Annotated in this window: 14 protein-coding genes; all 14 read right to left on the bottom strand. The window is 55.2% G+C overall.

Going from position 1 to position 17,342, the window contains the following annotated elements:
- Entirely contained in the window at positions 1–702 is a 702-nt protein-coding gene (gene rpsC, locus NAT49_RS14125) for a 30S ribosomal protein S3 (protein WP_251595330.1), read from the bottom strand.
- An 11-nt stretch (positions 703–713) separates the two neighbouring features.
- Complete coding sequence (rplV, locus tag NAT49_RS14120; RefSeq protein WP_251595328.1) at positions 714–1,049, bottom strand: 50S ribosomal protein L22; 336 nt, start codon at positions 1,047–1,049, stop codon at positions 714–716.
- Between the two features lie 11 nt (positions 1,050–1,060).
- Positions 1,061–1,336, bottom strand: coding sequence for a 30S ribosomal protein S19 (rpsS, locus tag NAT49_RS14115; RefSeq protein WP_251595326.1), 276 nt, complete (start codon positions 1,334–1,336; stop codon positions 1,061–1,063).
- A gap of 23 nt (positions 1,337–1,359) precedes the next feature.
- The gene (gene rplB / locus NAT49_RS14110) at positions 1,360–2,187 is read right to left on the bottom strand and encodes a 50S ribosomal protein L2 (protein WP_251595324.1); all 828 of its coding nucleotides are present in this window, start codon (positions 2,185–2,187) and stop codon (positions 1,360–1,362) included.
- A 16-nt stretch (positions 2,188–2,203) separates the two neighbouring features.
- Positions 2,204–2,503 (bottom strand): 50S ribosomal protein L23, encoded by a 300-nt coding sequence (rplW, locus tag NAT49_RS14105; RefSeq protein WP_251595322.1) that lies wholly within the window; start codon positions 2,501–2,503, stop codon positions 2,204–2,206.
- The gene (gene rplD / locus NAT49_RS14100) at positions 2,500–3,108 is read right to left on the bottom strand and encodes a 50S ribosomal protein L4 (RefSeq protein ID WP_251595320.1); all 609 of its coding nucleotides are present in this window, start codon (positions 3,106–3,108) and stop codon (positions 2,500–2,502) included. Before rplD ends, rplW begins: the two co-directional genes overlap by 4 nt.
- 13 nt (positions 3,109–3,121) lie before the next feature.
- Complete coding sequence (gene rplC / locus NAT49_RS14095; protein ID WP_251595318.1) at positions 3,122–3,760, bottom strand: 50S ribosomal protein L3; 639 nt, start codon at positions 3,758–3,760, stop codon at positions 3,122–3,124.
- A gap of 128 nt (positions 3,761–3,888) precedes the next feature.
- On the bottom strand, positions 3,889–4,200 hold the full coding sequence (rpsJ, locus tag NAT49_RS14090; protein ID WP_251595316.1) for a 30S ribosomal protein S10: 312 nt from the start codon (positions 4,198–4,200) through the stop codon (positions 3,889–3,891).
- Between the two features lie 162 nt (positions 4,201–4,362).
- On the bottom strand, positions 4,363–5,556 hold the full coding sequence (gene tuf, locus NAT49_RS14085; protein ID WP_251595314.1) for an elongation factor Tu: 1,194 nt from the start codon (positions 5,554–5,556) through the stop codon (positions 4,363–4,365).
- Between the two features lie 29 nt (positions 5,557–5,585).
- The gene (gene fusA / locus NAT49_RS14080; protein WP_251595312.1) at positions 5,586–7,706 is read right to left on the bottom strand and encodes an elongation factor G; all 2,121 of its coding nucleotides are present in this window, start codon (positions 7,704–7,706) and stop codon (positions 5,586–5,588) included.
- Between the two features lie 18 nt (positions 7,707–7,724).
- Positions 7,725–8,195, bottom strand: coding sequence for a 30S ribosomal protein S7 (rpsG, locus tag NAT49_RS14075; RefSeq protein WP_251595310.1), 471 nt, complete (start codon positions 8,193–8,195; stop codon positions 7,725–7,727).
- An 83-nt stretch (positions 8,196–8,278) separates the two neighbouring features.
- Positions 8,279–8,653 (bottom strand): 30S ribosomal protein S12, encoded by a 375-nt coding sequence (gene rpsL, locus NAT49_RS14070; RefSeq protein WP_251595308.1) that lies wholly within the window; start codon positions 8,651–8,653, stop codon positions 8,279–8,281.
- Between the two features lie 144 nt (positions 8,654–8,797).
- Positions 8,798–13,012, bottom strand: coding sequence for a DNA-directed RNA polymerase subunit beta' (rpoC, locus tag NAT49_RS14065; protein ID WP_251595306.1), 4,215 nt, complete (start codon positions 13,010–13,012; stop codon positions 8,798–8,800).
- A gap of 84 nt (positions 13,013–13,096) precedes the next feature.
- Positions 13,097–17,173 carry a DNA-directed RNA polymerase subunit beta gene (gene rpoB / locus NAT49_RS14060; protein WP_251595304.1) on the bottom strand — a complete coding sequence of 1,359 codons (4,077 nt, stop codon included), beginning with the start codon at positions 17,171–17,173 and terminating at the stop codon, positions 13,097–13,099.
- Between the last annotated feature and the right edge of the window lie 169 nt (positions 17,174–17,342).

The following is a 17,342-nucleotide window of genomic DNA, read 5'->3' as shown; positions in this document are numbered from 1 at the left end:
TTACTTAGAACCTTTCTTCTTGGGTGCAGAAGGTTGCTGTGCCTGTTTCTGCTTGGCACGCACTTCTTCGATACCCCCAAGGATTTCGCCTTTGAAGATCCACACTTTGACGCCAATGACGCCATACGTGGTGTGGGCTTCATACGTCGCGTAGTCGATGTCGGCACGCAGTGTATGAAGTGGTACGCGTCCTTCGCGATACCACTCGGTACGAGCGATCTCGGCACCACCAAGACGACCTGACAGCTGAACCTTGATACCTTTAGCACCCAGGCGCATCGCATTCTGTACCGCGCGCTTCATGGCACGACGGAACATGACACGACGCTCGAGCTGACCAGCGATGTTCTGAGCAACCAGAGCAGCATCGAGTTCAGGCTTGCGAATTTCTTCGATGTTAACGTGAACTGGCACGCCCATCATCTCAGTCAGTTCGCGACGAAGACGGTCAACGTCCTCACCCTTCTTGCCGATCACGATACCCGGACGGGCAGTGTGAACGGTAATACGCGCATTGTTTGCCGGACGTTCAATTTGAATACGGCTCACAGAGGCGTTTTTCAGACGATCTTCAAGAAAACGACGGACTTGGAGATCGTTGTTCAGCTTATCTGCGTAGGCTCCGCCCTCGGCGTACCAGACCGATGTATGGTCCTTAACGATCCCGAGGCGAATGCCAATTGGATTTACTTTCTGACCCATCTGGTCGACTCCTACTTCTCGGCTACCTTGACGGTGATGTGGCAAGTGCGCTTCAGAATCCGGTCTGCACGGCCTTTGGCGCGCGGACGGATGCGCTTGAGCGTCATGCCCTCATCGACGCAGATGGTCGAAACACGCAGCTCATCGATGTCCATGCCGTTATTTTCTTCAGCGTTAGCAACCGCTGACTGCAATACTTTCTTCACCAAATGCGCTGCTTTCTTTGGTGAGAAGGTCAGCAGTTCAATCGCTTCTGCGACCGGCTTTCCGCGTACCTGATCAGCAACCAAACGGGCCTTCTGAGCAGAGAGGCTAGCGCCGCGCAATGTAGCAGCTACTTCTTGCATTTCTTCGCTCCTTACCGCTTGGCTTTCTTATCTGCCGCGTGACCGCGGTAGGTACGGGTGGCAGCAAATTCACCGAGCTTGTGACCAACCATCTCTTCAGAGATGTAAACCGGCACATGCTGGCGACCGTTATGGACGGCAATGGTGAGTCCAACCATGTTTGGAAGGATCATCGAACGACGCGACCAAGTCTTGATCGGTTTACGGTCGTTCTTTTCCACAGCCGCCTCAACCTTCTTCAAAAGATGAAGGTCAATAAAAGGACCTTTCTTCAATGAACGTGGCACAGCCGTTACCCCTTAATATCCTGTTACTTGGCTTTGCGGCGACGGACAATAAGCTTGTCAGTACGCTTGTTTTTGCGCGTCTTATGACCCTTGGTCGGCATACCCCACGGGCTAACCGGATGACGACCGCCACTTGTGCGACCTTCACCACCACCATGCGGGTGATCGACCGGGTTCATCGCGACACCGCGAACGGTAGGACGAACGCCTTTCCAACGCTTGGCACCAGCTTTACCCAGCTGACGCAGGCTGTGTTCTGAGTTACCGACTTCGCCCAACGTGGCACGACATTCGGAAAGAACACGACGCATTTCGCCAGAGCGCATGCGGATTGTGGCGTAGTTACCTTCGCGCGCTACCAGCTGAGCACTGGCACCTGCACTACGCACCATCTGAGCGCCCTTACCAGGCTTGAGCTCGATGCAGTGGATAGTGGAGCCCACAGGAATATTGCGAAGCGGCAAGGTATTGCCCCGCTTGATCGGCGCATTAACACCGGATTCAAGGCGATCGCCTGCTGAAACACCTTTGGGAGCGATGATGTAACGACGCTCGCCATCGAGGTACTTGAGCAGCGCAATGTTGGCACTACGGTTCGGATCGTATTCGATACGCTCGACCGTTGCTGCGACACCATCCTTGCTACGCTTGAAATCGATCAAGCGATAGTGCTGGCGATGACCACCACCAACGTGACGTGTAGTGATACGACCGTTGTTGTTTCGGCCGCCGCTGCGATGCTGTGCTTCGAGCAGAGGCGCATAAGGACGTCCTTTATAGACGGTCTCGTCAACAATTTTGACCTTGTGACGACGGCCCGCAGACGTCGGTTTTGTCTTGACTACTGCCATGATCTGTTCTCCTGCCTCACTCGTTGCCAGTGAAGTCGTCGAGCGTCTCGCCCTGCGCCAAGGTGACGTAGGCTTTACGATACCCCTGACGGCGACCTTCACCACGAATGCTGCGCTTGACCTTGCCTTTCATGTTCAGAACCTGAACACCTGCGACCTTGGTCTCAAACAGAGATTCAACGGCCTTTTTAATTTCAGGCTTGGTCGCGTCAGCGGCCACTTTGAACACGTACTGATTGCTGTTTTCAGCAACTGAAGCCGCTTTCTCGGTCATGTGTGGGCCGAGCAGGACTTTAAAAATACGTTCTTGGTTCATGCCAACTTCTCCTCGAACTTCCGCAGCGCCGGCACTGTCATCAGGACCTTGTCGAACGCAACCAGGCTGACAGGGTCAGCTGCGGCCACGTCAACAACATCGACATTGGGCACGTTACGAGCAGCAAGGAACAGATTTTGATCAACGTCCTCGGTAACAATAAGAACTTTTTCGAGGTTAAGTTCTTTAAGCTTACCGACCAACTGTTTGGTCTTGGGCGAATCGACCGCAAATGATTCAACCGCGACCAGGCGGTCTTGACGGACCAGCTCGGACAGGATCGAACGCATTGCCGCGCGATACATCTTACGGTTGACCTTCTGCGAGAAGTCCTGAGGACGAGCAGCAAAGGTCACACCACCGCTGCGCCAGATCGGCGAGCGAATCGTACCCGCGCGAGCGCGGCCGGTGCCCTTCTGACGCCACGGCTTCTTGCCACCACCGCTTACGTCACTACGATTCTTTTGAGCACGAGTTCCTTGGCGAGCTGCTGCCATATAGGCAGTAACTACTTGATGCACCAACGACTCATTGAACTCTTTACCAAAGGTCGCATCGGAAAGTTCAACTTCCCCTGCGCCTGAACCAGTGAGATTCAAATTCATCGGAAATAACCCCTCAGCGAGCTTTAACAGCACTGCGCACGACAACGTCGCTACCGGTAGCACCAGGTACCGCGCCACGAACCAGCAGCAAGTTGCGTTCAGCGTCTACACGCACGACTTCAAGACCCTGCACTGTGGAGCGCACATTACCCAGCTGACCCGCCATCTTCTTGCCTTTGAAGACACGACCGGGGGTCTGACACTGACCAATGGAGCCAGGTGCACGGTGAGCGAGGGAGTTACCGTGAGTATTGTCCTGGGTACGGAAGTTCCAGCGCTTAACTGCGCCAGCAAATCCTTTACCCTTGGACGTACCAGTCACATCAATCTTTTGACCGGCCTCGAAGAGGGATACAGTGAGTTCACCGCCGACTTCAGGTGCTTCATCACCTTCAGACAGACGAAACTCGGAGAGGGCCCGACCAGCTTCAACACCCGCTTTCGCGTACTGACCACGTACGGAAGCAGTAAGGTGCTTGGCCTTGCGGGATCCGGAAGTGACCTGAATAGCGCGGTAGCCATCGACTTCAAGTGTCTTGACGGCAGTTACGCGATTCGGTTCGACTTCGATTACGGTTACGGGGACGGACGTGCCGTCTTCGGTGAAGATACGGGTCATACCGCTCTTCTTGCCGACTAAACCGATAGTCATGCTCAGTCTCCTATAGTGTACGGGGCTATCACCCGCTATGGCTGCCCTTTCCAGAGCATTCCACTAGCACATTGTATGGCGCCATCTCGGCGCGTCGGCTTTAAGCCGAAGTGACTAGTGTAATTTAATTAATCAACCTTGATCTGAACATCCACACCAGCAGCCAGATCCAGCTTCATCAAAGCATCAACTGTTTTCTCAGTCGGCTCGACGATATCTAGAACGCGCTTGTGCGTGCGGATTTCATACTGGTCGCGCGCGTCTTTGTTGACGTGCGGTGAAACCAAGATGGTGTAACGCTCGCGATTGGTCGGCAGCGGAATTGGACCACGAACCTGTGCACCAGTACGCTTCGCGGTATCCACGATTTCTTGTGCGGACTGATCAATCAGGCGGTGGTCGAACGCTTTCAACCGAATGCGGATTTTTTGGTTCTGCATTAGCCCTAAACTCCAACGGATTAAGGCGGCCCGACAGCTGAAGTTGACCGCCCGCCTACGCATTTAAAGGATGCGCATTATAGGCAGACCATCTTCAACTGTCAAACACGCACGACAAAGGGGCCCTTTCGAGCCCCTTCTTTTAAACATCAAGCGATAGGATCACTCAATGATCTTGGCAACAACACCAGCGCCAACGGTACGGCCGCCTTCACGAATCGCGAAGCGCAGACCGTCTTCCATAGCGATCGGTGCGATCAGAGTAATGACCATCTGGACGTTATCGCCCGGCATGACCATCTCAACGCCTTCCGGAAGTTCACAAGTACCGGTTACGTCAGTTGTACGGAAGTAGAACTGCGGACGGTAGCCCTTGAAGAACGGAGTGTGACGACCGCCTTCTTCTTTGGACAGGATGTAGACTTCGGATTCGAACTTGGTGTGCGGCTTGATCGTTCCGGTTTTCGCCAGAACCTGACCACGCTCGACGTCGTCACGCTTGGTGCCACGCAGAAGCGCGCCGATGTTCTCACCCGCACGACCTTCGTCGAGCAGTTTACGGAACATTTCAACACCGGTAACGGTGGTCTTGGTGGTGTCGTGCAGACCAACAACTTCAACTTCGTCGCCAGTCTTGACCAGACCACGCTCAACACGGCCAGTAACAACAGTACCACGACCAGAGATTGAGAAGACGTCTTCAATCGGCATCAGGAACGGCTGATCGATGGCACGCTCAGGTTCCGGAATGTACTCATCCAGCGCCTTGATCAGGTTGGCAACGGCAGTAGTACCCATGCCGTTGTCGTCCTTGCCTTCAAGCGCCATCAGAGCAGAACCGATGATGATCGGCGTGTCATCGCCCGGGAAGTCGTACTCGTTGAGGAGTTCACGTACTTCCATTTCGACCAGCTCGAGCAGCTCTTCGTCATCGACCATGTCCGCCTTGTTAAGGAAGACAACGATGAACGGAACGCCAACCTGACGAGACAGCAGGATGTGCTCACGAGTCTGCGGCATGGGGCCGTCAGCTGCAGAACAGACCAGGATAGCGCCGTCCATCTGAGCAGCACCAGTGATCATGTTCTTGACGTAGTCAGCGTGTCCCGGGCAGTCAACGTGTGCGTAGTGACGCACTTCGGACTGGTACTCAACGTGCGCAGTCGCGATAGTGATACCACGCTCACGCTCTTCCGGAGCGTTATCGATGGTATTGAACTCACGCCAGTCGCCGCCGAAAACTTCGGCAGATACGCGAGTAAGTGCCGCAGTCAACGTGGTTTTACCGTGGTCAACATGACCGATGGTACCGACGTTTACGTGCGGTTTGGAACGTTCAAATTTTTCCTTAGCCACTGCTATAACCTCTTTAACTTAACTAACGGTCATCCGTTTTGGTTAATGACGGCATCCACGATGCTTGAGGGCGCCTCATCGTATTTCGCAAACTCCATGGAGTAGCTTGCGCGGCCCTGGGTTTGTGAGCGCAGATCAGTTGCGTAACCGAACATCTCACCCAGCGGTACCGTTGCACGAATGATCTTGCCTGAGGAAGAATCATCCATACCCTGTACCAAGCCACGGCGACGGTTGAGGTCGCCCATAACATCACCCATGAACTCTTCAGGGGTAACAACTTCAACCCGCATGACAGGCTCGAGAAGTACCGCCCCAGCCTTGCGAGCGCCTTCTTTGATCGCCATGGACGAGGCAACCTTAAAGGCGTTTTCGTTGGAGTCCACGTCGTGGTAGGAACCATCGAACAGCGTAACCTTGACGTCAATCATCGGATAACCGGCAATGACACCGTTTTGAAGCTGCTCGTATGCACCTTTCTCGACGGCAGGCACGTACTCTTTCGGCACGACGCCACCAACGATCTCAGAGGCGAACTTGAAGCTCAGCTCTTCGTCTTCGCCCTTGTCTTCAGCCGTAAGGGGCTCAATACGAAGGAAGACATGACCGAACTGACCACGACCACCTGACTGACGAACAAACTTGCCTTCCTGCTCGACCTTGGTACGGATGGTTTCACGATAAGCAACCTGCGGCTTACCGATGTTCGCATCGACCTTGAACTCGCGACGCATGCGGTCAACGATAATATCCAGGTGAAGCTCACCCATACCGGAAATGATGGTCTGACCGGTTTCTTCATCGGTTTTAACACGGAAAGACGGATCTTCCTGAGCCAGCTTACCGAGTGCGACGCCCATCTTTTCCTGGTCCGGTTTGGACTTCGGCTCAACCGCAACCGAGATAACCGGATCCGGGAATTCCATACGTTCAAGAATGATCTTGTCATTCAGGTCGCACAGAGTATCACCGGTGGTTACATCTTTAAGGCCAATGCACGCCGCGATATCGCCTGCATACACTTCCTTGATCTCTTCACGAGAGTTGGAGTGCATCTGAACGATACGACCAACGCGCTCTTTCTTGCCCTTGACCGAGTTGAACACGCTGTCACCGGACTTGAGTACGCCCGAATAAACACGCATGAAGGTCAAAGTACCAACGAACGGGTCGGTTGCGATCTTGAACGCCAACGCAGAGAACGGTGCACTATCATCCGCTTCACGCGTAGCGATAGTGCCATCTTTGTCGTCGAGCTCACCCTCGATCGCCTTAACTTCTGTGGGAGACGGCATGTACTCGATAACACCGTCAAGTACCGCCTGCACGCCCTTGTTCTTAAAGGCACTACCACAGGTAACCAGAACGATTTCGTTCTCGAGCGTACGGCGGCGCAGACCTGCCTTGATTTCTTCGATGGAAAGCTCGCCTTCTTCAAGGTACTTGTCCATCAATTCTTCAGAGGCTTCGGCAGCCGCTTCGACCATCTCTTCACGATACTTCTCAGCAGTCTCTTGAAGCTCTGCCGGAATATCGACGAGGTCGTAATTCATGCCGAAGTTCGCCTCATCCCAGAGAATCGCCTTCATCTGGATAAGATCGATAACGCCCTTGAAGCCGTCCTCAGCGCCCCAGTTGATCTGGATAGGCACTGTGTTCGCGCCAAGACGTTCCTTGAGCTGATCGACGACCATAAAGAAGTCAGCGCCAGCGCGGTCCATCTTGTTGACGAAGACCATACGCGGAACTTCGTATTTGTTGGCCTGGCGCCATACGGTTTCCGTCTGCGGCTGAACGCCGGAGGAACCGCAAAGCACAACGACCGCACCATCGAGAACACGCAGTGAACGCTCAACTTCGATCGTGAAGTCAACGTGTCCAGGTGTATCGATGATGTTGATGCGGTGTTCATCAAACTGCTTGTTCATACCCTGCCAGAAGCAGGTAGTTGCAGCCGATGTAATGGTAATACCGCGCTCTTGCTCCTGCTCCATCCAGTCCATGGTGGCTGCCCCTTCGTGGACCTCGCCAACCTTATGGGACAGACCGGTATAAAACAGGACACGCTCGGTAGTGGTGGTCTTACCAGCGTCGACGTGTGCAACGATACCAATATTCCGGTAACGCTTAAGTGGAGTCTTACGTGGCACGATAGCTAATCCTATGGTTTAGAAGCGGTAGTGGGAGAAAGCCTTGTTGGCTTCTGCCATGCGATGGACGTCTTCACGCTTCTTAACAGCGGCACCTTTACCTTCTGCCGCGTCCAGAATTTCGCCAGCCAGTCGCTGAACCATGGTTTTCTCGCCACGATTACGTGCCGCATCAACCATCCAGCGCATTGCCAACGCACTACGACGCGAAGGACGAACTTCGACGGGCACCTGATAGGTCGCACCACCAACACGACGAGACTTAACCTCAACCATGGGCTGAATGGTCTCAAGTGCCTTTTCAAACATGTCCAGCGGCGCCTCATTGGAGCGTTCGGCGACGCGATCCAGCGCACCATAGACGATGCGCTCGGCCGCGGATTTCTTGCCGCTGATCATCAGGTGGTTCATGAATTTGGCGAGACGCGTGCTTCCGAACTTCGGATCAGGCAGGATCTCACGCTTTGCAACGATACGCCTTCTAGGCATGACAAGCCCTCTTTTTTAAGGGTCCTTCAGGTAACCTCGGAACAACTTCGCCCGACCTTACTCTTATCAGACCAGCATTGAATTTAGGATTTAGGACGCTTGGTACCGTACTTGGAACGGCCCTGCTTACGATTTTGAACACCGGATGTATCCAGCGCACCGCGCACAGTGTGATAACGCACACCTGGCAAGTCCTTAACTCGACCACCGCGGATCAGAACAACAGAGTGTTCCTGAAGGTTGTGACCTTCACCGCCGATGTAAGAAGTAACTTCATAGCCGTTGGTCAAACGTACACGGCAGACTTTACGCAGTGCAGAGTTCGGCTTTTTAGGGGTCGTGGTGTATACACGAGTACAAACACCACGCTTTTGCGGGCAAGCCTGAAGCGCGGGCACGTCGCTTTTGGCGACAGGGCGCTTGCGCGGCTTACGCACGAGCTGGTTTACAGTTGCCATTTCTCACTCCAATGAGGGTTTCGACACTTAAAGCAGCAGGAGAGCATAGACTCTCCCACTGTCAAAGGCTGCGAATTTTAGGTTTTTGGGCAATAGGCGTCAAGCCCGCACCGAGCGGCATCGCCCCTCGGTGCCCCACTTCCCTTAAAAATCGTCGTCAGCATCCAGTGCCGTCAGATGCTCGCCAAGTTGCTGTTCGACGTCAACCGCCGACGGATGCGCAAACCGCTCGGCTTCATCACGCTTGCGGCGACGCTCGGCGTGATGCGCAAGACCAGTACCTGCTGGAATCAGGCGGCCAACGACAACGTTTTCTTTCAGGCCGCGCAGATAGTCGCGCTTGCCGGTTACCGCCGCCTCGGTCAGAACGCGGGTCGTTTCCTGGAACGACGCCGCCGAAATGAACGACTCCGTTGCGAGCGATGCCTTGGTGATACCCAGTAGCACGCGCTCGAACTTGGCCGGGAACTTACCGTTCGCCTCGGCTGCCGCATTCACCTGAAGCACGCGATCGACATCAACCTGGTCACCCGGGATCAGCTCCGTATCGCCTGCATCGAGAATCTCGACCTTACGCAGCATCTGACGCACGATAACCTCGATGTGCTTGTCGTTGATGCCAACGCCCTGCAGACGGTAGACGTCCTGGATTTCGACGGTAATGTACTTGGCAAGCTCTTCGACACCGAGCAGACGCAGAATATCGTGCGGGTTGCTCGGACCGTCAGAGATAACTTCACCTTTCTCGACCGTCTCACCTTCAAAGACGCTGATCTGACGCCATTTCGGAATCAGCATTTCGAACGGATCGCCGTCGGCCGGAGTAATCGCCAGGCGACGCTTGCCTTTCGTTTCCTTGCCGAAGCTGACCACACCGGAAATTTCCGCCAGAATGGACGGCTCTTTCGGTTTACGTGCCTCGAAAAGATCGGCAACACGCGGCAGACCACCGGTGATGTCCTTGTTACCAGACGCCTCAACCGGAATACGGGCAACGATTTCACCGACACCGATGCCGGATTCATTCTCGACCGAGACTATCGCATTACCTGGCAGCATGTACTGCACCGGCGTATTCGAACCCGGCAGAGAGATGTACTCGCCACGCTCATCGACAAGCATGACCATCGGTCGCTTGTCACGCCCCGCTGCCGGGCGGTTACCGCTCTCGATGACCTCGATCGAGGACAGCCCCGTCATTTCATCGACGCTGCGGTTAACGGTCAGGCCGTCTTCCATGTCGGTGAACTGCACTCGACCTGCCACTTCGGCAACGATCGGATGCGTGTGCGGATCCCACTTGGCAACGGTCTGGCCAGGTTCGACGTGATCGCCGTCCTTGATAGACAGTTCGGCACCGTAGGGCAGCTTGTAGTACTCGCGCTCACGACCATGCTCATCGGCAACCGCCAGAGCGCTGGAACGCGATACCACGATCAACTTGCCATCGCTGCGCTCGACCGACTTGATGTTATGCAGACGAACACTACCACCGTGCTTGACCTGAACACTGTCGACCGCGGACGCACGAGACGCCGCACCACCGATGTGGAAGGTACGCATGGTCAACTGGGTACCCGGCTCACCGATCGACTGTGCCGCGATGACACCAACGGACTCACCGACATTGACCAGATGGCCGCGCGCCAGATCACGTCCGTAGCAGTTCGAGCACACACCGTGATTGGTATCGCAGTTGATCGAGCTGCGCACGATGATCTCATCGACGCCCATGGTGTCGAGCTTGTCACACCAGGCTTCGTCGAGAAGCGTGCCTCTCGGGATGAGGATATCCTGAGTCTGCGGATCGACCACGTCCTGCGCAACAACACGACCAAGAACACGCTGGGCGAGCGATACGATAATGTCGCCGCCTTCGATGACCGGATGCAGCGTTACGCCGTTTTCGGTACCGCAGTCCTCTTCGGTCACGACCAAGTCCTGTGCGACATCGACCAGACGGCGCGTCAGATAACCTGAGTTCGCCGTCTTGAGGGCCGTATCGGCAAGACCCTTACGGGCACCGTGCGTCGAGATAAAGTACTGAAGTACGTTCAGACCTTCACGGAAGTTGGCGGTGATCGGTGTCTCGATGATCGAGCCATCCGGCTTGGCCATCAGACCACGCATGCCTGCCAACTGACGAATCTGTGCAGCACTACCACGTGCGCCGGAGTCCGCCATGATGAAGACGCTGTTGAACGAATCCTGCTCGACTTCATTGCCGTCTCGATCGATCACGGTTTCTTTCGAAATACCGGCCATCATCGCCTTGGCAACCTTGTCGTTTGCCTTGGACCAGATATCGATGACCTTGTTGTATTTCTCACCTGCCGTTACAAGACCGGAAGAGAACTGAGACTCGATCTCTTTGACTTCGTCCTCAGCCGCATCGATGATCGATTTCTTCGAGTCAGGGATAACGAAGTCGTTGACGCCGATTGACGCGCCCGACCAGGTTGCCAGACGGAAACCGGTGTACATCAACTGGTCGGCAAAGATGACCGTTTCTTTCAGACCAACCTGGCGATAGCCTGAGTTAATCAGCTGAGAGATCGCCTTTTTCTTCATCGGACGATTCACCAGCTCAAACGCAAGCCCCTTGGGTACGATCCGATACAGAAGCGCACGGCCGACCGTCGTATCCTTGAGTGACGTGGATGGCACAAACTCACTGTGCTCATCTTCACGAGTCCACTCGGTGATACGAACGCGAACCTTGGCGTGCAGCTCGACATTTTGAGTACCGAAGGCGCGATCAAGCTCATTGAGATCGGCAAAGACCATGCCTTCGCCTTTCGCATTCACCTTCTCGCGGGTCATGTAATAAAGACCCAGAACGACGTCCTGCGACGGCACGATGATCGGCTCACCGTTAGCCGGTGATAGCACGTTGTTGGTCGACATCATCAGCGCACGAGCTTCAAGCTGCGCCTCAAGCGTCAACGGTACGTGCACCGCCATCTGGTCACCGTCAAAGTCGGCGTTATAGGCCGCACAGACCAGCGGATGCAGCTGAAGGGCCTTGCCTTCGATCAGCATCGGCTCGAACGCCTGAATACCCAGACGGTGAAGCGTCGGCGCACGGTTCAGCATGACCGGATGCTCGCGAATGACGTCAGCCAGGATGTCCCAGACTTCCGGCACTTCGCGTTCGACCATCTTTTTCGCAGCCTTGATCGTGGAGGCATAGCCCAGCGATTGAAGCTTGGAATAGATAAACGGCTTGAACAGCTCAAGCGCCATTTTCTTGGGAAGACCGCACTGATGCAGACGCAGCTGCGGACCCACGGTGATAACGGAACGACCGGAATAGTCGACACGCTTACCAAGCAGGTTCTGACGGAAACGGCCCTGCTTACCCTTGATCATGTCGGCCAGCGACTTGAGCGGGCGCTTATTCGAGCCAGTGATGGCACGACCGCGACGACCGTTGTCCAACAGGGCATCGACCGACTCCTGAAGCATACGCTTCTCATTGCGCACGATAATGTCCGGCGCATTGAGATCCAACAGGCGCTTCAAGCGGTTATTACGGTTGATAACACGACGGTAAAGGTCGTTAAGGTCAGACGTCGCGAAACGTCCGCCATCAAGCGGTACCAACGGGCGCAGATCCGGCGGCAGCACCGGCAGCACTTCCATGATCATCCATTCCGGGTTGTTGCCGGACTTCTGGAAGGCTTCCATCAGCTTCAAACGCTTGGAAAGCTTCTTGATCTTGGTCTCGGAGTTGGTCTGCGGAATTTCCTCGCGCAGCTGCTCGACTTCTTCATCCAGCTCGATATCAGCCAGCAGCGCCTTGACCGCCTCGGCACCCATGCGGGCATCGAAGTCATCACCGAACTCTTCAAGCGCTTCGAAGTATTGCTCGTCGTTAAGAAGCTGACCGCGCTCGAGTGTCGTCATACCGGGGTCGATCACGACGAAGGACTCGAAATAGAGAACGCGTTCGATGTCGCGCAGCGTCATGTCGAGCAGCATACCGATACGAGACGGCAGCGATTTCAGAAACCAGATGTGCGCGACCGGAGAGGCCAGTTCGATATGCCCCATGCGCTCACGACGCACGGCAGCCTTGGTCACCTCGACGCCACACTTCTCACAAATGATCCCACGATGCTTCATGCGCTTATATTTGCCGCACAAGCACTCGTAATCCTTGACCGGGCCAAAAATCTTGGCGCAGAACAGACCATCGCGCTCAGGCTTGAAGGTCCGATAATTAATAGTTTCGGGCTTTTTGACCTCGCCGTATGACCACGAGCGAATCATGTCCGGTGACGCCAGAGTAATCTTAATGGCGTCGAATTCGTCGGACTGTGCCTGCGATTTGAGAACTTTGACCAAATCTTTCATAGGGTCGGCTCCGTTGCGGAGTTGTCATGGGCAGGGGGGACGAATCCCCCCCGCGGACCAACAAAGGGTGTTCGGCGAATCGCCTTAGCTTTCAAGCTCGATGTCGATACCCAGCGAGCGAATCTCTTTGACGAGTACGTTGAACGATTCCGGCATACCTGCTTGCATGCTGTGATCGCCATCCACGATGTTCTTGTACATCTTGGTTCGCCCTTCGACGTCATCGGATTTGACCGTCAGCATCTCTTGAAGCGTGTAGGCTGCGCCGTACGCCTCGAGGGCCCAGACCTCCATCTCACCGAAACGCTGACCACCGAACTGAGCTTTACCGCCCAACGGCTGCTGTGTTACCAGCGAGTAGGAGCCCGTGGAACGAGCGTGCATCTTGTCATCGACCAGGTGGTTGAGCTTGAGCATGTACATATAACCGACCGTCACCGGACGATCGAACTTCTCGCCGGTACGCCCGTCGAACAGCGTCATCTGACCGGAATCCGGCAGATCAGCGAGTCGCAGAAGCCCCTTGATCTCACTTTCCTTGGCACCATCGAAGACCGGTGTCGAAATCGGCACACCCTTCGACAGGTTCTTGGCCAGGGTGATGATTTCATCATCACTGAGCTCATCGAGCGTTTCCTGACGACCGCCGCTCTCGTTGTAGACCTTGGCAAGGAACTCGCGCATTTCGCCGAGCTGCTGATCGCGTGCATTTTGCATCATGCGGTTGATCTTCTCGCCAAGCCCCCACGCGGCCAGGCCGAGGTGGGTTTCGAGAATCTGACCGACGTTCATTCGTGACGGTACACCCAAGGGGTTAAGCACCACATCGACGGGCATGCCCGTTTCGTCGAACGGCATGTCCTCGACCGGCATAATCGCGGAAATGACACCCTTGTTACCGTGACGACCCGCCATCTTGTCGCCTGGCTGAATCCGGCGCTTAACGGCCAGATAGACCTTGACGATCTTAAGTACGCCCGGCGCCAGATCATCACCCTGAGTCAACTTGCGTTTCTTGTCTTCGAAACGCTCGTCCATCTCCTTGCGGCGATTCTGAAGCTGCTCGTCGGCCTGAGACAGAAGCTCATTGAGCGTCTCGTCCTGCAGGCGCAGCTTGAACCACTGCTGGCGCGGCAGATCATCAAGATAGGCCTCAGACAGCACGTCGCCCTTCTTGAGATTCGGACCGCCGTTGACCGGCTGATCGCTCAAGGCACGATGAAGACGCTCAAACGTCGCATCCTCGGCGATACGATAGGTTTCCTGAAGATCCTTGCGCACTTCATCGAGCTGCATTTGCTCGATCGATAGCGCGCGCTGGTCCTTCTCGACCCCATCACGCGTAAAGACCTGAACGTCGATGACCGTTCCTTTCATACCCGTTGAGGCACGCAAGGATGTGTCTTTAACATCAGAGGCCTTCTCACCGAAGATGGCGCGCAGAAGCTTCTCCTCCGGCGTCAGCTGGGTCTCGCCCTTCGGCGTGACTTTACCGACCAGAATATCGCCAGGATTGATTTCCGCACCGATATAGACAATGCCGGATTCATCAAGCTTCGAAAGCGCCGACTCACCCACGTTCGGAATATCCGAAGAAATCTCTTCAGAACCAAGCTTGGTGTCTCGCGACACGCAGGTCAGTTCCTGGATATGAATGGTAGTGAACCGGTCCTCTTCAACGACACGCTCTGAAATCAGAATCGAGTCCTCGAAGTTGTAGCCATTCCAGGGCATGAACGCGAGACGCATGTTCTGACCAAGCGCCAGATCACCCATATCAACGGACGGACCATCGGCCAGGTTATCGCCACGCGCTACCAGATCGCCTGGGCGCACGACAGGCCGCTGATTCATGCAGGTATTCTGGTTCGAGCGCACGTACTTGGTCAGGTTGTAGATGTCGACGCCGGCTTCACCGCCCTCGATTTCATCTTCACTGACACGAATAACGATACGCTTGGCATCGACCGAATCGACCACACCACCGCGACGCGCTACAGCGCACACGCCAGAGTCACGTGCAACAAAACGCTCCATGCCGGTACCAACAAGCGGCTTATCGGCGCGCAGTGTCGGTACAGCCTGACGCTGCATGTTCGAGCCCATCAAGGCGCGGTTAGCGTCATCGTGCTCGAGGAACGGGATCAGCGCCGCGGCAACGGACACGACCTGACGCGGAGACACGTCCATCAGGGTGACCTTGTCAGGCGTCATGAAGGTGGTTTCACCCTTGTGACGAACCTGGACCAGATCATCAATCAGGTTGCCCTGCTCATCGACCGTGGCCGAGGCCTGAGCGATAACGAAATCGCCCTCTTCGATGGCAGACAGGTTCACGACATCGTCGGTCACCTTGCGGTCCACGACCTTGCGGTACGAGGTCTCGAGGAACCCGTAGCTATTGGTACGCGAGTACGTCGCCAGCGAGTTGATCAAACCGATGTTCGGGCCTTCCGGCGTTTCGATCGGGCACAAGCGGCCATAGTGCGTCGCGTGAACGTCACGCACTTCGAAACCGGCGCGCTCACGCGTCAGACCACCCGGACCCAATGCGGAAACACGACGCTTGTGCGTCACCTCCGACAGCGGGTTGTTCTGGTCCATGAACTGGGAAAGCTGGCTAGAACCGAAGAACTCCTTCACCGCCGCCGCAACCGGCTTGGCGTTGATCAGGTCCTGCGGCATCAGGCCTTCGCTTTCTGCCATGGAGAGGCGCTCACGTACGGCACGTTCGACACGCACCAGACCGACACGGAACTGGTTCTCCGCCATCTCACCGACGCTTCGAATACGACGGTTACCCAGGTGGTCGATGTCATCGACTTCACCAACGCCGTTACGAATGCTGATCAGCTCACGCATTACCGTTACGATGTCGTCATTGGACAACACGCCCTCGCCCTCATCGGTATCCCGACGCAGACGGCGGTTGAACTTCATTCGACCGACACCGGAAAGATCATAACGATCTTCGGTAAAGAACAGGTTATTGAACAGAGACTCTGCCGCTTCCTTGGTCGGCGGCTCGCCCGGACGCATCATTCGATAAATCTCAACCAGCGCTTCAAGGCGTGATGAGGTGGTATCGAGTTTGAGCGTATCCGAGACAAACGCACCCGTATCGAGGTCGTTGGTATATAACACCTCTAGCGAGGCAATGCCTGCCTGGCCCAACTTGGCGATCAGATCTTCCGTCAGTTCGGTATTGCAATTGCAGATCAGTTCGCCAGTATTCGGGTCGATCTGATCCTTTGCCAGCGTCTTGCCAAGCAGGTACTCCATCGGAACGTCGAGACGTTCGATACCGGCCTTTTCGAGCTGACGAATATGCTTTTGAGTAATGCGGCGACCTTCTTCGACGATCAAGCCACCTTCGTTGTCACGAATGTCGAAGATTGCAGTCTCACCGCGCAGGCGCGCCGGAACAAGCTCAACTGAGAACCCGGATTTCTCAACATGAAATACGGATGTATCGAAGAACATACCCAGCATTTCTTCTGAGCTGAAGCCCAACGCACGCAGCAGCACCGTAGCCGGCAGTTTTCTGCGGCGGTCGATACGCACATAAACGTTATCTTTGGGATCAAACTCGAAATCGAGCCACGAACCGCGATAAGGGATGACTCGCGCTGAATAAAGCAGCTTACCGGACGAGTGACTCTTACCCTTGTCGTGGTCGAAAAACACACCGGGACTGCGGTGCAGCTGAGAAACAATGACACGCTCGGTCCCGTTGACCACAAAGGTGCCATTTTCTGTCATGAGAGGAATTTCTCCCATGTAGACTTCTTGCTCTTTAATGTCCTTAATTGCCTTGTTCGAAGATTCCTTGTCATAAATGATCAAGCGAACCTTGACGCGCAGCGGTGCAGAGTAAGTCACTCCGCGCTGCTGGCACTCCTTGACATCGAAAGCGGGCGTACCAAAACGGTAGCTGACGTATTCGAGCGCTGCATTGCCCGAAAAGCTCTCGATCGGAAATACGGAGCTGAAAGCGGCATGCAGACCGACATCGCGGCGCTTTGCAGGCGCCATCTCCTGTTGGAGGAAGTCGTGATAGGAGTCAAGCTGGATGGCCAGCAAGTAAGGCACATCCATCACTTGGGGCAGTTTGCCAAAATCCTTGCGGATGCGTTTTTTCTCAGTGTATGAGTAAGCCATCTGTATTCCCCAGCTTGTTCACCATGAGTGACCGGCACGGTCGGCACGCCGCGACAGGCCCGGCCTGTCAGGCGCCAACGGCAAGCCCTGTGCTCGCCGTTGTTAAATTCGTCCGACACCTCACACCATAACGTTGACTGACGTATTGAGTATGTCGGTAGCAACAGAA

Source organism: Larsenimonas suaedae (genome assembly GCF_023712105.1).
GTDB classification, from domain to species: Bacteria; Pseudomonadota; Gammaproteobacteria; order Pseudomonadales; family Halomonadaceae; genus Larsenimonas; species Larsenimonas suaedae.
Note: the sequence above shows the minus strand (reverse complement) of the source record. Positions and strands in the feature narration are given on the sequence as shown.